Here is a 15,484-nt window from a genome sequence, read left to right on the forward strand (position 1 = left end):
ATAAAGTTATTAAGTACAACTGTAAATATTACAGTATTAAACCTGTTGTAAGTACATGGACACTATTAATACACCATTTGCCTACAACGCACAAAAATATCTATTATATCCGTGTACGATATAAAATAAGCGAAAGTTTTGATTAAAAATTTAGTTTTAGAGCATGTTTGAATCTGACAACTAACTATGGCAGCAGCCAAAACCGCCAGCCATTCCAGTATTCATCATATTGCGACCTGAAGCTTTGCAGTTGAAGCGATAAAGGTAAACCGTATGAAAAAGCAAAGGCATCGTACATTTGCCCTTCGCTAAAGTTAACAACGCCTTTAGTTTTCAAATTATACACTTTATACCCCGAATCAACCGACATACAAAGGTTATCGCCCTTCAAAACAAAAGTTTTTACATGTACTTGTTTATTTGTGCCTTTGGGTGTAAAATATGCAAACTGATCATCTTGCTTTATCGCTTCACCATGTCCTAAAGGGATCCGTGCACCATCGCCAAAGCCATGATCTCCATAATAGGTAAATGAAAAAACAACCAGCAACAAGCTTATAACCGCATATGCTGCAAATACTTTAGGCCACTTGAAGCCGGTATATTTTTTTTGCGCTTTTAAAATCAACACCCATAAAAACCAGATCAGCGGTGTATAAATTAAGCCAAGAATAAGCGATTTAATTACAACAAATAAAAAATGGAGCAGTACGGTCATAAGGCAGTTAATCTTTTTCAATTTGCATAAACATCCAGCGCTGGCCTTCTAAATCAGCAGCACGGTAGCGGGTGCCGGGATATCCATATTCAAGTTCGCTTAATATTGTGGCGCCTTTGTTTTTTGCGATATTGTAATGTTGTTCAACATCTTGTACGTATACTAAAATCCCGTTGATAATATATGGTACGGCACTCCATTTAGCAGCGATATCACAATTTTGAGCGTGATGAGCAGGACCCTGATAATGCGGCGTAGGTTCGGCCAGCATAACCAAACTATTGCCCATTTTAAGCTCGCCATGAGTAAGCCGACCGGCGTCATTGGTCATCCGTATATTTTCTGTGAAACCAAAAACATCACACAGCCAGTCCATAGCCGCAATGCCATCTTCATAGGCAAGCATAGGGATTATATGTTGGTTATTGTTCATTGGTTTACGCTTTAGTGTTAGCAGCACTAAAGGTAAACTATTGCAGTCTATTTATCAAAGCAGCTTATTTTTCTTCCAACTGTTTTTTAAGCTTAGCAACTTCATACTCCAATTTAAGCACATATTCATTTTGCGGTGCGAAGGCTTCTTTAATTTCATCAACAGTATAGCGCGGAGTAATATGCTGCGGGCAATTCCAGTCGAAAGCTTTTACGTCAAAGATAAGCATTCGTTCGGCTGTATGTTTGTATTCAGCTGGATCTATCAGCTCAAACAATTCAGGATTATCGGCAAGCTCAACAATACGCGCATCGGCATAGATCTTGAGCCTTGTTTTATGCGGATAATCCATCAGAAATAACGATACCTGCGGATGTTCCATCACATTGCCAACCGAAATATACTGCTTGTTGCCCCTGAAATCAACCACACCGAGCGTATGATTATCTATTACTTTAATAAAACCAGCCGGGCCTCCCCTGTGCTGAATGTAGGGATAGCCGTTTTCGCCCATGCTGGCCATGTAAAAACTATCGCGGCTTTCAATAAACATTTGTTCAAATTCTGTAATGCCATCCTTATCAGCCATAGGGTTTTCCATGCGGGCGTATGCATCCCGGCTACCGTATTTTTCCTGTAATTTTTTAACACCATCGGTAAAAGCAAAGCGTGCAAAGTTCATAATGTAAACAATTTTAAGGGGTAAAATACTTATGCCCGCCTTGCGGTGCAAGGCGGGCATAAGGGTGTAAACTATAAATTATAAATCAGGAATATTATTTTACCAGTTCAGGGATAGCAGGCCAGTCAACAGGTACCTGGGTTAAGGCATATACATAGTTGGTAATGGTTTTATCACCAACAGCTACTGCTACATCAATCAGATTGGCCTGTGTATAACCGGCAGCGTAAAAGTTTTCAACCAACTGATGATCGGCATGGCCTTTATTTTCGGTAATTGATTTAGCTACTTTAACCAAAGCATCAATTTTTGGATCAAATGAAGCAGAACCACCGCGAATCTCAACAATCTGATCATCGTTAAAGCCATTCATTTTAGCAATGGCAGTGTGAGCGGCAGAACAGTAGGCACAATCATTTACCTGGCTTACGATAAGGTTTACGGCTTCTTTTTCTTTAGCACGCAATGATGTTTTACCGTTTGAAAGTGTTATATAGTTAGCAAGCGCATGGTCTGAAGTTGCAAAAACTGCAAACAGGTTTGGTACGCGGCCTACTACTTTGGTTAATGTATCAAATATTACCTGATTTTCTGGGGTTACTTGTTCTCTGGTTGGAATTGCGAAAGTTTTCATTTTTGTAATGTTAATTTTTGTTGTTTTGAATTGACAATACAAAGGTGGTAAGTTTAGCGGCCCTGAGGAATGGGCAAATTTCCCGGGTTCTTGTAATTATTTCCCTTCAGCAACTAAAACCTTGTTATTTCTGAAATCAGTAGGCGAAAACGAGGTGTGTTTTTTGAAAAAATTGCTAAAATAAGCCGCATCATCAAAGCCAAGTTCATAAGTAATTTCTTTGGCCGATTTATCGGTATAATACAACAGGCGTTTTGCCTCAATAATCAGGCGTTCCTGTATCACCTGTAAAGGTGTCTTATGGTTATACAAGGCAAAAAGGTTGGAAAGCGTTTTGGGCGATTTATTTAATTGCTGCGCATAATAGGCCACGGTATGGTGTTCACGGTAATTATTCTCCACCAACAGATTAAACTTACGGATAGTACCAAATTTTTCATCGGCCAAAGCTTCGCGTGGGCCACTGTGAGCCTTAGCAAGGCGCGTCACGATAATAATAAGCCGCTTCAACAGCATCCTGAGCATATCTATCTGGATATTATCTGCCGTTTCAAACTCTTCGATGAAAATATCAAGCAGGCGCTGCAATTTAAACTGCATGGTTTCGTCAAGGGTAACAAAAACCTGGTCGGAGCTACCATAAAACAGGAAACCTACGCAACTTACTTCTTCATCATGATCAACAATACAATAAAAATCGCGGTTAAATTGCCAGGCCACTATTTCTTCCGGCCGCTCAAAGCGGAAGGATTGATTAACCATTAAAGGCAGAATGGTATTAGGCAAAAAATCATAATCAATCTCATCAATAGTTACGGTTTGCTTCTCGCCGCGGTTCCAGGCTATAGTCAGGTATTTATGATGACGATCGCGGGTAAAAAACATCCTGTCGAAGTGCCTTTCATTAATAAGCAGCAGCAGATCGCCGCCTGTAGATTGTTCTGTAGCTGATAGTTTCATTTTTGCGCGATAGCAAAGATATTTAGAAAATATGTCACAATAAAGGTCATTACTCCATCATAATTCTTAACAACCGCTTAACATACTTCATCAAACATTCATCCAAAAGATAGAAATTGCCTCTTTAATTGCCCGCTGCCATTGCTTGAGGTGATTACCCCTATTAATTTAAGATGACTATTACCCAATTCCTCGACCGGCATCAGGATGCCGTGCAAATTGTATTATATGCTTTTATCATATGCTCTTTGTGGCTGGTAGAGGTTTGTTTTTCGTCAGGTATAATTTCGGTAAAAAAACGCTGGCAACACAATAAAACCAACCTGCTGTTCATTTTTACAGCCCTCCCTATCCAGCTATTGCTCACCACTATTGTTTTGATCATAGTTGGCTGGACCAACGCACATCATTGGGGGCTGATCAACTATATTCCCGGTCATCACAATAAATGGGTTTATTACATAAGCCTTTTTATGCTGCTTGACCTTTGTGAATACATTTACCATGTGGTAATGCACAAGATAGCCCCACTTTGGAAATTCCACCTGGTGCATCACAGCGATCTTCATGTTGACGTTTCAACCACAGTACGTGAGCACCCCGGCGAAACCTGTGTACGTACCTGCTGTTTAATGCTTTGGGTATTTATATGCGGCCCGGCCGTTGGCGTTTTGGTATTAAGGCAAACCTTTCAATCGCTATTTAATATCCTTGCCCATACCGAGTTCAGGTTACCTAAAAAAGTTAATATAGTAGTTGGCCTGATCTTCATAACGCCTAACCTGCACCACGTACACCATCATTATCAACTGCCCCACACCGACCGCAACTATGGCGATGTGCTAAGCATCTGGGACAGGCTTTTTGGTACTTTTGGCGAGCTTGAACAGGAAAACACCCGCTTTGGCATAGATACCCATATGGATAAAGAAACTACCGGCAAGTTTGTAAATATTCTTAAGATACCGTTTCAGAAGCTGGAGCGGCCGAAAAAGTAAAAGCACTCAGCATCTTATTCGCTTTGGCTCCATTCAGCAATTATTTTATTCCAATTTGGTTCAGCTTGCCCGTGGGATGCATCAAGCATCAAAACATTACCCGCATCACCGGAACAATATAACGCAAACCAAAGGGCATCGCCTAAGCCCTCATTATGCCATGTGGTCGTGATATCATACATTGGTAGATGTCCTTCAACTACACCTACCTTACGAAGAACTATTGTTTCGTCTATATAATCATGTAAAAACTCGCCATAGCTGCCCGTACAACAGGCATAATATACATTATGATTTATCGCGTTGCAGGCTATATCTTCAAATTTTGTTTTATCTTTTTCGTCAACCCTAACAACCAATACCCATTTTTCCCCTGGGATGTTTTTCGTCCAATCCATATCCGGCATGTATTTTTGATAATACAGTTTCCGGTTGTTAATTATCGTTACTTCCTTCATAACCGGGTTGCTCGGGAGTTACCCTTACTCCCCATCCTCTCCAAAATCTTCCATAACGCTAAAATACTCTTCCCATTCAGGGTCGTCGATAACGGTGATATTTATTGGGAGTTCATCAAATTCGGCTAAAGCCTCATTAAGCCTGTCGCCTGCAATATCAATATCAGTGGTATACCAGGCCCACCAGCGTTCATTTTCGCCGGTAAATACAAAAGCCAGGATACTTTGATAATCATCTTCAAGGATATCCACCAATGCATCCTCTATCTGTTCCATCAACAACATTTCATCGGCAGGAGGCAACAACGATGGATCAAATGATTCATAGTTCCAGGTTACATCCATCCGTTGCAGATAAACACCGGTTTCAAAAAAATTTGCCAGGTTGGGCCTGTAGCGCACCAGCAGAGGAATATCATCGTCGGATACGGCTTCTACCGACACCCAGGTATCATCTAAAATCATAGGTTTGTTTTTATAAGGTTTAGCAGGGTAATTTTACAGATAAAATATTATAGCCGAACAACAGGGTTTGCAATGATTTTATTCCTCAATAACAGATCTTTAGTTTCACTCTGCTTTCTGCATATAAAGATAAGCATGCCCGGCAAAATACGGCGCATTTATTCAAAAAATCATTGACAAAGGCGTCCCTGGCTTGGTGAATAAGAGACTTACGAAGTTTTAAACTTCGTAAGTCATAAACATCTCTTTTATTCTATCTCAAACTCTTTTTTCAATTTAATATCAACCGACGAGCTGCCTATCATCACCATAAATTTACCCGGCTCAACCGTCCAGTTCATATTTTTATCTAACAGCGCCAGATCATCGGGGTGCAGGGTAAATTGTACTGTTTTCTTTTCGCCTGGACTAAGGGTAATCCTATCAAAGCCACGCAAATCATACTCATACGTAGTAACGCTGCTTACTTCATCCTTAAGGTAAAGCTGTACCACATCATCGCCTTTGCGCTGCCCGGTATTGGTTACATCAACACTTACCTGTATAAGTCCCTGCGAATTACCTTTTTCGGGCGATACCTGCAGGTTACTGTACTCAAATGTGGTATAGCTTAAACCATAGCCATACGGATATAAGGCACCTTTTACGCTGGTTTTACCCCAGCTGTTTTGCCCGCCCTGTTCGGCCTGTGATGATGGCTTAAAAGGGAAGTTATACTCCAGTTGCCCTGTAGTTTTAGGGAACGTGATCGGCAGCCTGCCACCGGGGTTATTATCACCGAATAAGGTTTCAGCAATCACCTGTCCGCTTTGAACACTGGGGAACCAGGCCTCTAAAATCGCAGGTACATATTTGTTTTCCCAGTTGATGGTTAGCGGCTGTCCGTTGATCATCACCATTACCACTGGTTTACCGGTAGCCTGTAAAGCCTGGATCAGCTTCAATTGCCTGCCCGGCAGATTTAAGCCGGTACGCGATAAACTTTCGCCTACACGGTCAACATCTTCGCCTACCACAGCAATCACAATATCTGATTGTTTGGCCTGCGCCACTGCCGAATCAATGCCGGCCTGCTCCTGCGCAGTTAGCGGTGTTTCAATAATCTCGCTCTCCGGCCAGGTAGCATCAATCATGTCGCAACCTTTAGCATAGCTTACTTTAGCATCGCCGCCAACATAATTTTTAATCCCATCAAACACAGTGGTAACAGGGTTGTGCGATGGGCCGTACCTGCTCACAGCGTAGTTTGTTTCCTTAGCCAGCGGACCGGTAACCAGGATATTAGGATATTTCTTTTTATCCAACGGTAACAGGTTATTAGCGTTTTTCAGCAGCACCATTGATTCACGGTTCATTTTCAGGCTCATTGCCTTATCTGCATCGGTATGCACTATTTTATCGGCCGCTTTAGGGTCTTTAACATAAGGGCTGTCAAATAATCCTAACCTAAACTTCACTTTCAATACCTCGCCAACACGGGTGTCGATGATTTTCATTGAAATACGGTTTTCTTTGATCAGATCGCGCAGGGGCATGATAAAGGTTTGCGGCATGGTAAAATTAGTGCGCACGTTAAGCCCTGCTTCAACAGCCTGCCTTACGGCTTCCTTATAATCGGCCGCAACGTGATGTTTAGAGTAAAGGAACTCAACGGCCTCACTATCGCTCACAACATAGCCATCAAACCCAAACTGCTGACGTAATAACTGCGTTAAAAAGTAATAGCTGCCTGTTATGGGCACACCATCCCAGTCATTGTAACTGCTCATTACGCCCATAGGATGCGCCTCCTGGATCACCCTACGGAACGGATATAAATACAACTGGTGCATTTCCCGTGGAGCCACATGCGGGTCGGTACGGGCACTACCGTCGCGGCCCCCTTTAGGTACGCTGTATACGGCAAAGTGCTTAAGTGTTGAGGCTACACCGCTTTCCTGGATACCCAGCACCATCTGCTTGCCCATTTCGGCAATATGAAACGGATCTTCACCATAACATTCAACCACGCGGCCCCAACGCTGGTCCCGGGCAGGGTCAAGTATAGGAGCGTAAACGTTGGTATAACCCAGGGCTTTGGCTTCGCGGCCAACGGTTTTACCTGCTTCATAAACAAGTTCTTTATCAAAGGTACTGCCGATAGATATCGGCGCAGGCAGCGGTGTAGCCCTGTCATGGTTAAGACCGTGAATGCCCTCGTTGGTAAAATCAACCGGGATACCTAATCTGGTTTCCTCAACAAACCATTTTTGAATGGTATTGATGGCTGCAGCATGCTTGCTAAACGGATATGAATACTGTGTTGGCGCATCGTCTGTATGTGAGGTAAGGTTATTCAGCTCCTCATCAATATTGGCTATCCCATCTTTCCATACTTCGTTTTTCCAGTTGGGTACAGGCATTTCGTCTTTCAGTACCCGTTTGTACCCGTAAAGGGTGGCCATCTGGCAGGTTTTCTCTTCAACAGTCATTTGGCTTACCAGGTCGGCCACACGCTTATCAATGGGTTGCGAGGGATCTTCGAACACATCCATTTTGCCGTTCTTGTTAAAATCTATCCAGCCCTTGTGGTAGATATTTTTTTCCTGCGCCGATGAAGCCAGGCTAAAACTAAGCGACAAAGCAGATGCCACGAACACCCGCGGCAGGTAGTATTTATTTCTCATGAGGGTTGTATTGGAGTTGGTTTTGCCAAATATATAGCTTTAGGCCTAACCAGTACCGTTACAACTATCCACCGAGTAGTATATTTTAACTATATCGTTTGAGTAACATATCAGTTGCATTATTCAGAAACTTTACGCTATTTTTAAACTGTCCATGAGCTTAAAACAACCTGTCACCCTAATTTCGCAAGCGCTTATTCAGGCCGCTATCTGCGTACCTTTCCTGATAATTACATTAATTATTTATGGCATTGCCCGCGAGGGAAACGAGGTAGGCGCAGCAGTTATGTATGCGTTATTTGCTATTCCGGGTTATATAATTGCCGTTTGCAGTTATCTGCTATATAATGTTATCGAAACAAAAATAAAAACTACCTGGAGCATCCTTAAATATGCGGCTCCGTTATTTTTACTGGGAGTTGGCTTGTTAACTATAGTAAACTATAAGGAAAGTGACCGGCAAATATTTCTTGTCATCATAGTCACTATCCTGTTCATCGAACCTGTTAAGATCATTTATAATCGGGTAATGAAAACATTGTAGTCAGCTGTTTAAGAATTGAGTTTAGCCTGCTAATACTTCAATTCTTTTCTGAAAAAACTAACCGCCAAACTATCTACCTGTAAATGGATGGCGTGCCTGTTAACAGAGGGGGCATCGGTAAAATAAATCGGCGCTTCTTTTTTTACGGCATCAATTGCTTCGCCAAGCATAACGTAATGACCTACCTTACCCGGTAGCTCTGTATAAGTTGATTTACTGATTAACTGATGATAATGCCTGGCGTTGGTTTTAACAGGTGCGATACTATCGCTTTGCGAGCCCACGATATATAAAGCGCCTTTAATATCGGCTACCTGCTCCTTGCGGACAAAACCGAAACCCAAAGCAGGCGATATGGAAAAGAAAGCTTTAATTCTTTTATCTTTTAATGGCGGCACGTATTTGGAGTCGGCAATCAGCGTACTATCGTCCAACAGTTTTACCAAACCCGGAAATTCGGGAATCTCCAGTTCTTTGCGCCCTGTAGTTTTATAATAATTACGGGCTTGCTCAAAGTCGAGCTTTGCACCGGCGAGGGCGATCATGGTGTATCCTCCAAAAGAAAAACCTGTTGCCCCTATCTTTTGCTGATCAACAAGCGGTCCAACCGCCGGATCATTTAATAATGCGGTAAGGGCGAAGCTAATATCTAACGGGCGTTCCCAGGGCTTCACAAACTCAAGGGGGATTTTATGATCATAGGTATTACCATAATGATCAACAGCAGCAACTATGCAGCCGCTGTTTGCCAGGGCCTGGGCAAGCCATCCCAAAGTTAGCCTGCCGCCGCCTGTACCATGCGAAAGCAGGATGAGCGGTAACTTATTTACCGGAAGCTTACCATTACGCACGGTTGGCTGACGTAAAAAGGGCGAAAAATGTTTATCAGCAGGTTTTAAAGTATCTGTTGTGGGATACCATATTTCGGTAACCACCGGGCGATTTTTACGGCTGCCATCCTTCAAATTAAAAGTACGTTCGCCGAGGTTTTGGGCCCGGGCTGTTGCAACCGATAGCAGTAAGATGATAGCGATAAGTATTTGTTTGCACATAATGTTTAGCGTTTACTTCACAAAACAAGGCAATTAGCACATCAAAAAGATTGACAATAGTCAATAAATTATTTTTTTGATTTGAGCCGGCTCAGGGTTTCCTGCGAAATGCCAAGGTAGTCGGCCACTATTTTATTGGGTAGCCTTTTGATGATCTCGGGCTGGGTTTGCATGAGGATATTGTACCGGGCTTTTGAATCCATGGTGATGAGGCTTTCTATACGTTGGATGGATGCGATATAATCAAGCTCAAGTCCTAAACGGTACATGGTTTCAAATCCGGGGATCTCCTTTAGCAACAGATCACGATCAGCATAGCTTAGCACCAGTAACTCAGATGGTTCCGGGCTTTGAATAGAAGCGACAGATGGCTCCTTCAATATAAAACTTGGGAATGCGGTACCCATGCGCCCTTCAAATATCAGGAACCGGGTTGATTCGTTACCATCATCATCGGTTAAGAACACCCGCAGGCACCCCTTCACAACAAAATATAAATACTTCGCGACACTTCCTTTTTCAACCAATATCTCATTACGTTTTGTAAAGCGGGATTTAAAACAATTAGCCACCAATTGCTCGTGTTCGGGCGAGAGTACTAATTTATCTCCGATATGTTGTTTTAAAGCGGCATGCATCGATGCAATTTATGCACTTGGCACGGGGTTGACAAATTCCAGATTATTTTAACCAGTGAAGACTTACGAAGTTTTAGAAACTTCGTAAGTCTGGGTCTACAACATATAATGGATAAGCACAGCTGCTGCTAAGTCAGCAGCTTGTTATACAAGTCGTAATTTTCGTTATCGAAGCAAACAAATATCACCTTCTCAACCACTTTATCTTCTGCCAAAAACTCATTAACAGCTTTAACAGCAATTGCCGCGGCCTTATCTTTTGGGAAACGATAAATACCAGTGCTGATGTTTGGGAAAGCTATACTACGTACATTGTTTTCGGCAGCAAGCTTCAAACTATTTGAATAAGCTGAACGTAACAGCTCATCTTCTCCCCTTTTACCACTATTGTAAACCGGGCCTACCGTATGGATCACGTATTTTGCTGGCAGTTTACCACCCGTAGTTATTACAGCCTCTCCAGTTTTACAACCGCCTTGCCGGGCAACAATCTTTCGGCAATCCTCCAGTATTTCCGGTCCGCCTGCACGATGGATAGCACCATCAACGCCACCACCGCCCATTAACGAGGTATTAGCGGCGTTTACTATGGCATCGGCTTTAATTTTTGTAATATCGCCCTGTACCAACTCAATAATACCCATAGCATTTTGGATTTATAGCTTGTGTAACAAACAGGAAAATGTTTTGCTTTTAAAAATACAGCTGCACCATTTTACGCCAGTAACGGGCTCGGTGGGCTTCTTCATGCCAGATGTATAAACTGTTTTGGATCCCCTTGCTGGCCAGTACTGTGCTCAGATATTTATTATCCTCTAAAAATGCATCTTCTTCGCCTACGGCCAGTATAATTTGAAGGCGCTTAATCTGAGCAATAATTTCGGGGCTGTGCAGGTTATTCAAAAACTGGTTAGGCATATTAAAGTACACATTCTCATCGCGATAGCCATCCAACAGGTCGCGGAAGTTACCCATAGCCTGTGTAATGTCATAGCGCCCGCTCATACCTACCACTTTAACAAATACCGAAGGATGTTTGAAAGCGATATTTACAGCGTGATAAGCACCCATACTGCACCCTGCCGAAATAATTGAACCATCGGCATTAAGTGTTTTCATTAAAGGCACCACCTCCTGTAAAATGTATTGCTCATAATGCAGGTGCCTTTCCATGCGGTGATAGGGATGGCTATACTCGTTATAAAAGCTTTCGCGATCGATACTGTCAACACAGTAAATTTGCAGATGCCCGGCTTCAATTTTGCTTCGCAAAGCCTCAATTACCTTCCAGTCTTCATAATCATAAAACCGGGCTGTACGAGTGGGAAAAAATAAAATAGAGGCACCTGCGTGGCCAAAAACCAGCAATTCCATATTACGCTGAAGCGACGGACTGAACCACTTGTGGTACTCTCTTTTCATCTTTTAAACCGCTGAAAGATGACAAATGTGTGTAAACCCTATATTAAGCTAATTTGATACTTTGCGGCATTCGCTGTAAAACAGCATTTTTCCACAAAGCGTAACCGGCGCTGCTTAAATGCAAACCATCTTTATCATAATATTCTCGTATTGGTTTACCGGAAGCATCTATCATCTGATTAAATATATTGATGAACTGCCAGTTTTTATGGCGGTGAATTATTTCGTTTTCAATTAAACTGTTGGTATACCTGTATTTTTCAACAATAGGCCAGCGTGCAAAGCTCGGCTTAAGCGAAATATAATAACAGGGAATATTACCAAAAAGCCGCTCAACCTCAACGGTTAGCTGCTTAAAAAATATAAAAACCTCCTCGGGGTTGCGGCCATCGCCCAAATCATTGTCGCCTGCATAAACCACGATAGACTCGGGGTTGTAGGAATGAAGAATACGCTCAAAAAACCAAACGCAGGCGGCCAGCGTTGAGCCGCCAAAGCCCAGGTTAACAGGCTGCATGTCGTCAAAATCAGCATCAAGCGTATTCCATAAACGAATGGATGAGCTTCCATAAAAAATTACCCGCGGCACATAATCAAGCTTAGTTCGCTTAATCTCCAACTGCTTCACATCCTCTTCGTACCAGATCATATTCTATTTTGTAGACCGTATTAATTTAAGGGCTAAAGATAATACAATAGCCCTAACTTAATGTAAGTTGATAAAATAATGGTATTAAAATTGTAAACTTGTTACTCTTCTGCCGCTTCTTCTCCTTTCGTGCCCAGTTCAACAATATCGCCCTTTTTAAAAAGGATGGCCTGCAAAGTGGTACGCCAAACGGGTTTCTTACGCAACAAAAACTCCAGGTCCATACCAAAATGCTTAAACTCTTCCTGTTGGGCATTTTGCATAATAGCTTTTGCCTGTTTATCTTTTTCAACCGAAATGCGTTGTTCGTACCAGTTTATTGCCTCCGCCTCTTCGGTTAATGAAACTATCATTCGGGCAAAGGTGCGGGTTTCGTCCGATAGTTCATTTGGGGGTTCGTGATATTGATCAAATGACATACTGCTCTTTTTTAAGGAGATAAATGTAATTTGAACGCTTTTGTTTTAGCCTGTGAGTATTTAGAATTATTATTAAACCACATGCTTCCTGATTTTAACAGTGACCAGTTTTGACGTTGGTGTATTGCTTTGCTCGGCAACGCTGTTGATAGGGATCAGCACGTTGGCTTCCGGATAATAGGTGGCTGTATTCCCTTCGGGGATGTTATAGGGTACCACCACAAATAACCTTGCTACCCGCTCAACCCAATCATCATAATTAAACAAGTCAACTTTTTCCCGGGCCTTAAAGCCGGCCTTTTGCATGTCGTTCTCGTTCATTAATATTACCCGGCGCTCGTTGTGAATGCCCCGATAGCGGTCATCAAGACCATATATAGTGGTATTAAACTGATCATGACTGCGAATGGTTGCCATATGATATTCGTCGGCCGCCAGTTCATGCTTAGGCAGCGGGGCGATGTTAAAAGGTATAATGCTTCCGTTTTTTTCGGTGATAAACTTACCCTCGCGGGCAGCATTGGGCAGGTAAAACCCGCCGGGCAAACGCACCTTTTGATTATAATCCTCACAACCGGGAATCACTTTGGCTATCACATCGCGCACAGCATCATAGCTTTGGGCGTATTTATCCCAGTTGATAACCGAGCGGCTACCAAATGTGGCTTTGGCAAGGTTGCAGACAATCTGGTTCTCATTCATCAGGTGTTCAGATACGGGTTTCAACATTCCTTTCGACATCTGGACAACCCCCATAGAATTTTCGCAGCTTATAAATTGCTCTTCGCCATTTACAATGTCCTTGTCGCTTCGTGATAGTGTTGGCAATATCAAAGCCTCTTCGCCATGCACCAGGTGACTGCGGTTTAATTTAGTTGATATATGAACCGACAATCTAAGTTTGCGCATGGCCTGCGCGGTAAACAGCGTATCCGGCGTAGCCGAAAGAAAGTTACCCCCCATTGCAAAAAACACTTTGAGCTTGCCCTCATCCATAGCTTTGATGGATTCCACAACGTCATACCCATGTCCCCGCGGTGGCTCAAAACCAAAAACTTCTTTGAGCTTATCTAACTGTTTAGGTTTCGGCTTATCCCAAATCATCATAGTGCGGTTACCCTGTACATTGCTATGGCCGCGCACCGGGCACAAACCCGCGCCGGGTTTACCAATGGCGCCTTTAAGCATAACCAGATTCACAATCTCTTTCACAACAGCTACACCGTTTTTATGCTGGGTAATACCCATGGCCCAGCAAATGATGATGCGGCTTTTATTTTTAATCAAATTAACAGCCTGCTCAATTTCAGTTACTGTTAAACCCGCAGCTTTAGCCAGATCATCAACCTCATATTGGTTCAGGCTATCTAAAAACGCAACATAACCTGTGGTGTTCTTTTTAATAAATTCATGATCGAAAACAGTACCCGGGTTTTCCAATTCGGCCTTATACAGCAGCTTTTCCATGGCTTTGAGCAGCGCCATATCACCATTTATTTTCACCTGTAGGTACAAGTCGGCCAGTTGGGTTTTGATACCCAAAAACCCTTTTACTTTTTGTGGATTCTTAAAACCCATTAAACCGGCCTCATGCAGCGGATTTACGGCGATGATCTTCGAACCTTTTTCTTTTGCTTTTTCAAGTGCGCTGAGCATGCGCGGATGATTAGTGCCGGGGTTTTGCCCCATAATGATGATTACATCGGTATCGTAAAAATCATTAAGAGTAACTGTACCCTTACCAATGCCAATGGTATCCGCAAGGCCAACACCGGTACTTTCGTGGCACATGTTGGAGCAATCGGGCATGTTATTGGTGCCAAACTCGCGCACAAACAACTGGTAGGTAAATGAAGCTTCGTTACTGGTACGGCCCGATGTATAAAAGGCAGCTTCATCGGGCGATGCCAACGCGTTAAGCTCATCTGCTATTTTTTTAAAAGCGAAGTCCCAGCTTACCGGGGTGTAATGTGTAGCACCTTTGGCGAGGTAAACCGGCTGGGCAATGCGCCCTTTTTTCCCAATTTCGTAATCATTAAGTTTGGCAAGATCCGCCACCGAATTTTCGGCGAAGAACTCACCGGTCAATTTTTTGGTGGTGGCTTCCTCAGCAAGGGCTTTGGCTCCATTCTCGCAATACTCGGCTATGGGCGAACGGTCGTCATCGGGGTCGGGCCAGGCACAGCCAGAGCAGTCAAAACCGTTCTTTTTGTTCATGTGAAACAGGCCTTCCATACCCCTTACCAGGCCTGTTTCCTTTAATATATCAACCATAGCAACTGTTACAGCGGGAATACCGGCTGCCCAGTCTTTGGGATGTGTTATTTTCAGGTCGAGCAGTTCTTCGGGGTTTTCAGCTGCAGGTTCCTGTTCTGGTTCCTTGCTCATATCTTTTTAGCTGCTAAAGGATTGGGGTAATTATCGCTCTGATCTTCAGCAACTTCATCTAAACAGGTAAAATCCTTTTCAACCAGTAAATGTAAGCTGCCGTGAGTGCCCTCATAACCTACTTTGTCTTCATCAGCAAAACCGGTAATCATAGTTTTGGGCGCGTACAGTGTTATAGCGTTTTCTTTATAAGTGGCCGACAGTTGCTCATCAACAACCAGCCTTAAAGCGTAAATAAGTTGCTGGCTGCCAAAATCAACCGTTTCCTGCACGTAACCATCTTCGGCCAGTTTAGCTACGTCGGTTTTAGTGAGCCTGTATCGTAGTGAATTACCTTTTATCCTTATTTTCATTGATA

The 15,484-nt window shown here is 42.9% G+C and carries 18 protein-coding genes; 2 read left to right on the forward strand and 16 right to left on the reverse strand.

The window, feature by feature from the left end; genetic code table 11:
* Positions 1-184 precede the first annotated feature (184 nt).
* The 5 genes from ACEN9X_RS01775 to ACEN9X_RS01795 all read right to left on the reverse strand — a co-directional run bounded on the left by ACEN9X_RS01775 (position 185) and on the right by ACEN9X_RS01795 (position 3,427).
* Positions 185-718, reverse strand: coding sequence for a hypothetical protein (locus ACEN9X_RS01775; protein WP_413668771.1), 534 nt, complete (start codon positions 716-718; stop codon positions 185-187).
* A gap of 7 nt (positions 719-725) precedes the next feature.
* A complete protein-coding gene (locus ACEN9X_RS01780; protein WP_413668772.1) occupies positions 726-1,151 on the reverse strand; it encodes a VOC family protein in 426 nt (141 codons plus the stop codon).
* Positions 1,152-1,215: 64 nt separating this feature from the next.
* A complete protein-coding gene (locus ACEN9X_RS01785; RefSeq protein WP_413668773.1) occupies positions 1,216-1,833 on the reverse strand; it encodes a pyridoxamine 5'-phosphate oxidase family protein in 618 nt (205 codons plus the stop codon).
* A 94-nt stretch (positions 1,834-1,927) separates the two neighbouring features.
* Complete coding sequence (locus ACEN9X_RS01790; RefSeq protein WP_413668774.1) at positions 1,928-2,467, reverse strand: carboxymuconolactone decarboxylase family protein; 540 nt, start codon at positions 2,465-2,467, stop codon at positions 1,928-1,930.
* Positions 2,468-2,563: 96 nt separating this feature from the next.
* On the reverse strand, positions 2,564-3,427 hold the full coding sequence (locus tag ACEN9X_RS01795; RefSeq protein WP_413668775.1) for a helix-turn-helix domain-containing protein: 864 nt from the start codon (positions 3,425-3,427) through the stop codon (positions 2,564-2,566).
* 173 nt (positions 3,428-3,600) lie between these two features.
* Between ACEN9X_RS01795 and ACEN9X_RS01800 the strand changes: the two genes are divergently transcribed.
* On the forward strand, positions 3,601-4,425 hold the full coding sequence (locus ACEN9X_RS01800; protein WP_413668776.1) for a sterol desaturase family protein: 825 nt from the start codon (positions 3,601-3,603) through the stop codon (positions 4,423-4,425).
* A 14-nt stretch (positions 4,426-4,439) separates the two neighbouring features.
* Here ACEN9X_RS01800 and ACEN9X_RS01805 read toward each other — a convergent pair whose 3' ends face one another.
* The 3 genes from ACEN9X_RS01805 to ACEN9X_RS01815 all read right to left on the reverse strand — a co-directional run bounded on the left by ACEN9X_RS01805 (position 4,440) and on the right by ACEN9X_RS01815 (position 8,014).
* A complete protein-coding gene (locus ACEN9X_RS01805; protein WP_413668777.1) occupies positions 4,440-4,832 on the reverse strand; it encodes a hypothetical protein in 393 nt (130 codons plus the stop codon).
* A 75-nt stretch (positions 4,833-4,907) separates the two neighbouring features.
* A complete protein-coding gene (locus tag ACEN9X_RS01810) occupies positions 4,908-5,348 on the reverse strand; it encodes a DUF695 domain-containing protein (RefSeq protein WP_413668778.1) in 441 nt (146 codons plus the stop codon).
* Positions 5,349-5,596: 248 nt separating this feature from the next.
* Complete coding sequence (locus ACEN9X_RS01815) at positions 5,597-8,014, reverse strand: glycoside hydrolase family 3 N-terminal domain-containing protein (RefSeq protein WP_413668779.1); 2,418 nt, start codon at positions 8,012-8,014, stop codon at positions 5,597-5,599.
* A 154-nt stretch (positions 8,015-8,168) separates the two neighbouring features.
* Between ACEN9X_RS01815 and ACEN9X_RS01820 the strand changes: the two genes are divergently transcribed.
* Positions 8,169-8,558, forward strand: a complete 390-nt coding sequence (locus ACEN9X_RS01820) for a hypothetical protein (protein ID WP_413668780.1) — start codon at positions 8,169-8,171, stop codon at positions 8,556-8,558.
* A gap of 29 nt (positions 8,559-8,587) precedes the next feature.
* On the opposite strand, the gene ACEN9X_RS01825 is transcribed toward ACEN9X_RS01820, so the two are convergent.
* From ACEN9X_RS01825 to ACEN9X_RS01860, 8 genes are all read right to left on the reverse strand, one after another.
* Positions 8,588-9,610 carry an alpha/beta hydrolase family protein gene (locus ACEN9X_RS01825; RefSeq protein ID WP_413668781.1) on the reverse strand — a complete coding sequence of 341 codons (1,023 nt, stop codon included), beginning with the start codon at positions 9,608-9,610 and terminating at the stop codon, positions 8,588-8,590.
* A 68-nt stretch (positions 9,611-9,678) separates the two neighbouring features.
* Complete coding sequence (locus tag ACEN9X_RS01830) at positions 9,679-10,248, reverse strand: Crp/Fnr family transcriptional regulator (protein WP_413668782.1); 570 nt, start codon at positions 10,246-10,248, stop codon at positions 9,679-9,681.
* Between the two features lie 128 nt (positions 10,249-10,376).
* Complete coding sequence (locus ACEN9X_RS01835; protein WP_413668783.1) at positions 10,377-10,892, reverse strand: O-acetyl-ADP-ribose deacetylase; 516 nt, start codon at positions 10,890-10,892, stop codon at positions 10,377-10,379.
* Positions 10,893-10,941: 49 nt separating this feature from the next.
* The gene (locus tag ACEN9X_RS01840; protein WP_413668784.1) at positions 10,942-11,670 is read right to left on the reverse strand and encodes an esterase family protein; all 729 of its coding nucleotides are present in this window, start codon (positions 11,668-11,670) and stop codon (positions 10,942-10,944) included.
* A 43-nt stretch (positions 11,671-11,713) separates the two neighbouring features.
* A complete protein-coding gene (locus ACEN9X_RS01845) occupies positions 11,714-12,319 on the reverse strand; it encodes a GDSL-type esterase/lipase family protein (protein ID WP_413668785.1) in 606 nt (201 codons plus the stop codon).
* Between the two features lie 101 nt (positions 12,320-12,420).
* Complete coding sequence (locus ACEN9X_RS01850; protein ID WP_413668786.1) at positions 12,421-12,738, reverse strand: hypothetical protein; 318 nt, start codon at positions 12,736-12,738, stop codon at positions 12,421-12,423.
* Between the two features lie 72 nt (positions 12,739-12,810).
* Complete coding sequence (locus ACEN9X_RS01855; RefSeq protein ID WP_413668787.1) at positions 12,811-15,126, reverse strand: FdhF/YdeP family oxidoreductase; 2,316 nt, start codon at positions 15,124-15,126, stop codon at positions 12,811-12,813.
* Positions 15,123-15,479 carry a DUF7009 family protein gene (locus tag ACEN9X_RS01860; protein ID WP_413668788.1) on the reverse strand — a complete coding sequence of 119 codons (357 nt, stop codon included), beginning with the start codon at positions 15,477-15,479 and terminating at the stop codon, positions 15,123-15,125. The genes ACEN9X_RS01855 and ACEN9X_RS01860 overlap by 4 nt, the downstream gene beginning before the upstream one ends.
* Positions 15,480-15,484 lie beyond the last annotated feature (5 nt).

The organism is Mucilaginibacter sp. Mucisp86 (assembly GCF_047324315.1).
Classification (GTDB): Bacteria; Bacteroidota; Bacteroidia; order Sphingobacteriales; family Sphingobacteriaceae; genus Mucilaginibacter.

Excerpts from the sequence above, each read along its gene's own strand:
- ACEN9X_RS01775 (WP_413668771.1), bottom strand. The coding sequence starts at position 718 with ATGACCGTACTGCTCCATTTTTTATTTGTTGTAATTAAATCGCTTATT.
- ACEN9X_RS01780 (WP_413668772.1), bottom strand. The coding sequence starts at position 1,151 with ATGAACAATAACCAACATATAATCCCTATGCTTGCCTATGAAGATGGC.
- ACEN9X_RS01785 (WP_413668773.1), bottom strand. The coding sequence starts at position 1,833 with ATGAACTTTGCACGCTTTGCTTTTACCGATGGTGTTAAAAAATTACAG.
- ACEN9X_RS01790 (WP_413668774.1), bottom strand. The coding sequence starts at position 2,467 with ATGAAAACTTTCGCAATTCCAACCAGAGAACAAGTAACCCCAGAAAAT.
- ACEN9X_RS01795 (WP_413668775.1), bottom strand. The coding sequence starts at position 3,427 with ATGAAACTATCAGCTACAGAACAATCTACAGGCGGCGATCTGCTGCTG.
- ACEN9X_RS01800 (WP_413668776.1), top strand. The coding sequence starts at position 3,601 with ATGACTATTACCCAATTCCTCGACCGGCATCAGGATGCCGTGCAAATT.
- ACEN9X_RS01805 (WP_413668777.1), bottom strand. The coding sequence starts at position 4,832 with ATGCCGGATATGGATTGGACGAAAAACATCCCAGGGGAAAAATGGGTA.
- ACEN9X_RS01810 (WP_413668778.1), bottom strand. The coding sequence starts at position 5,348 with ATGATTTTAGATGATACCTGGGTGTCGGTAGAAGCCGTATCCGACGAT.
- ACEN9X_RS01815 (WP_413668779.1), bottom strand. The coding sequence starts at position 8,014 with ATGAGAAATAAATACTACCTGCCGCGGGTGTTCGTGGCATCTGCTTTG.
- ACEN9X_RS01820 (WP_413668780.1), top strand. The coding sequence starts at position 8,169 with ATGAGCTTAAAACAACCTGTCACCCTAATTTCGCAAGCGCTTATTCAG.
- ACEN9X_RS01825 (WP_413668781.1), bottom strand. The coding sequence starts at position 9,610 with ATGTGCAAACAAATACTTATCGCTATCATCTTACTGCTATCGGTTGCA.
- ACEN9X_RS01830 (WP_413668782.1), bottom strand. The coding sequence starts at position 10,248 with ATGCATGCCGCTTTAAAACAACATATCGGAGATAAATTAGTACTCTCG.
- ACEN9X_RS01835 (WP_413668783.1), bottom strand. The coding sequence starts at position 10,892 with ATGGGTATTATTGAGTTGGTACAGGGCGATATTACAAAAATTAAAGCC.
- ACEN9X_RS01840 (WP_413668784.1), bottom strand. The coding sequence starts at position 11,670 with ATGAAAAGAGAGTACCACAAGTGGTTCAGTCCGTCGCTTCAGCGTAAT.
- ACEN9X_RS01845 (WP_413668785.1), bottom strand. The coding sequence starts at position 12,319 with ATGATCTGGTACGAAGAGGATGTGAAGCAGTTGGAGATTAAGCGAACT.
- ACEN9X_RS01850 (WP_413668786.1), bottom strand. The coding sequence starts at position 12,738 with ATGTCATTTGATCAATATCACGAACCCCCAAATGAACTATCGGACGAA.
- ACEN9X_RS01855 (WP_413668787.1), bottom strand. The coding sequence starts at position 15,126 with ATGAGCAAGGAACCAGAACAGGAACCTGCAGCTGAAAACCCCGAAGAA.
- ACEN9X_RS01860 (WP_413668788.1), bottom strand. The coding sequence starts at position 15,479 with ATGAAAATAAGGATAAAAGGTAATTCACTACGATACAGGCTCACTAAA.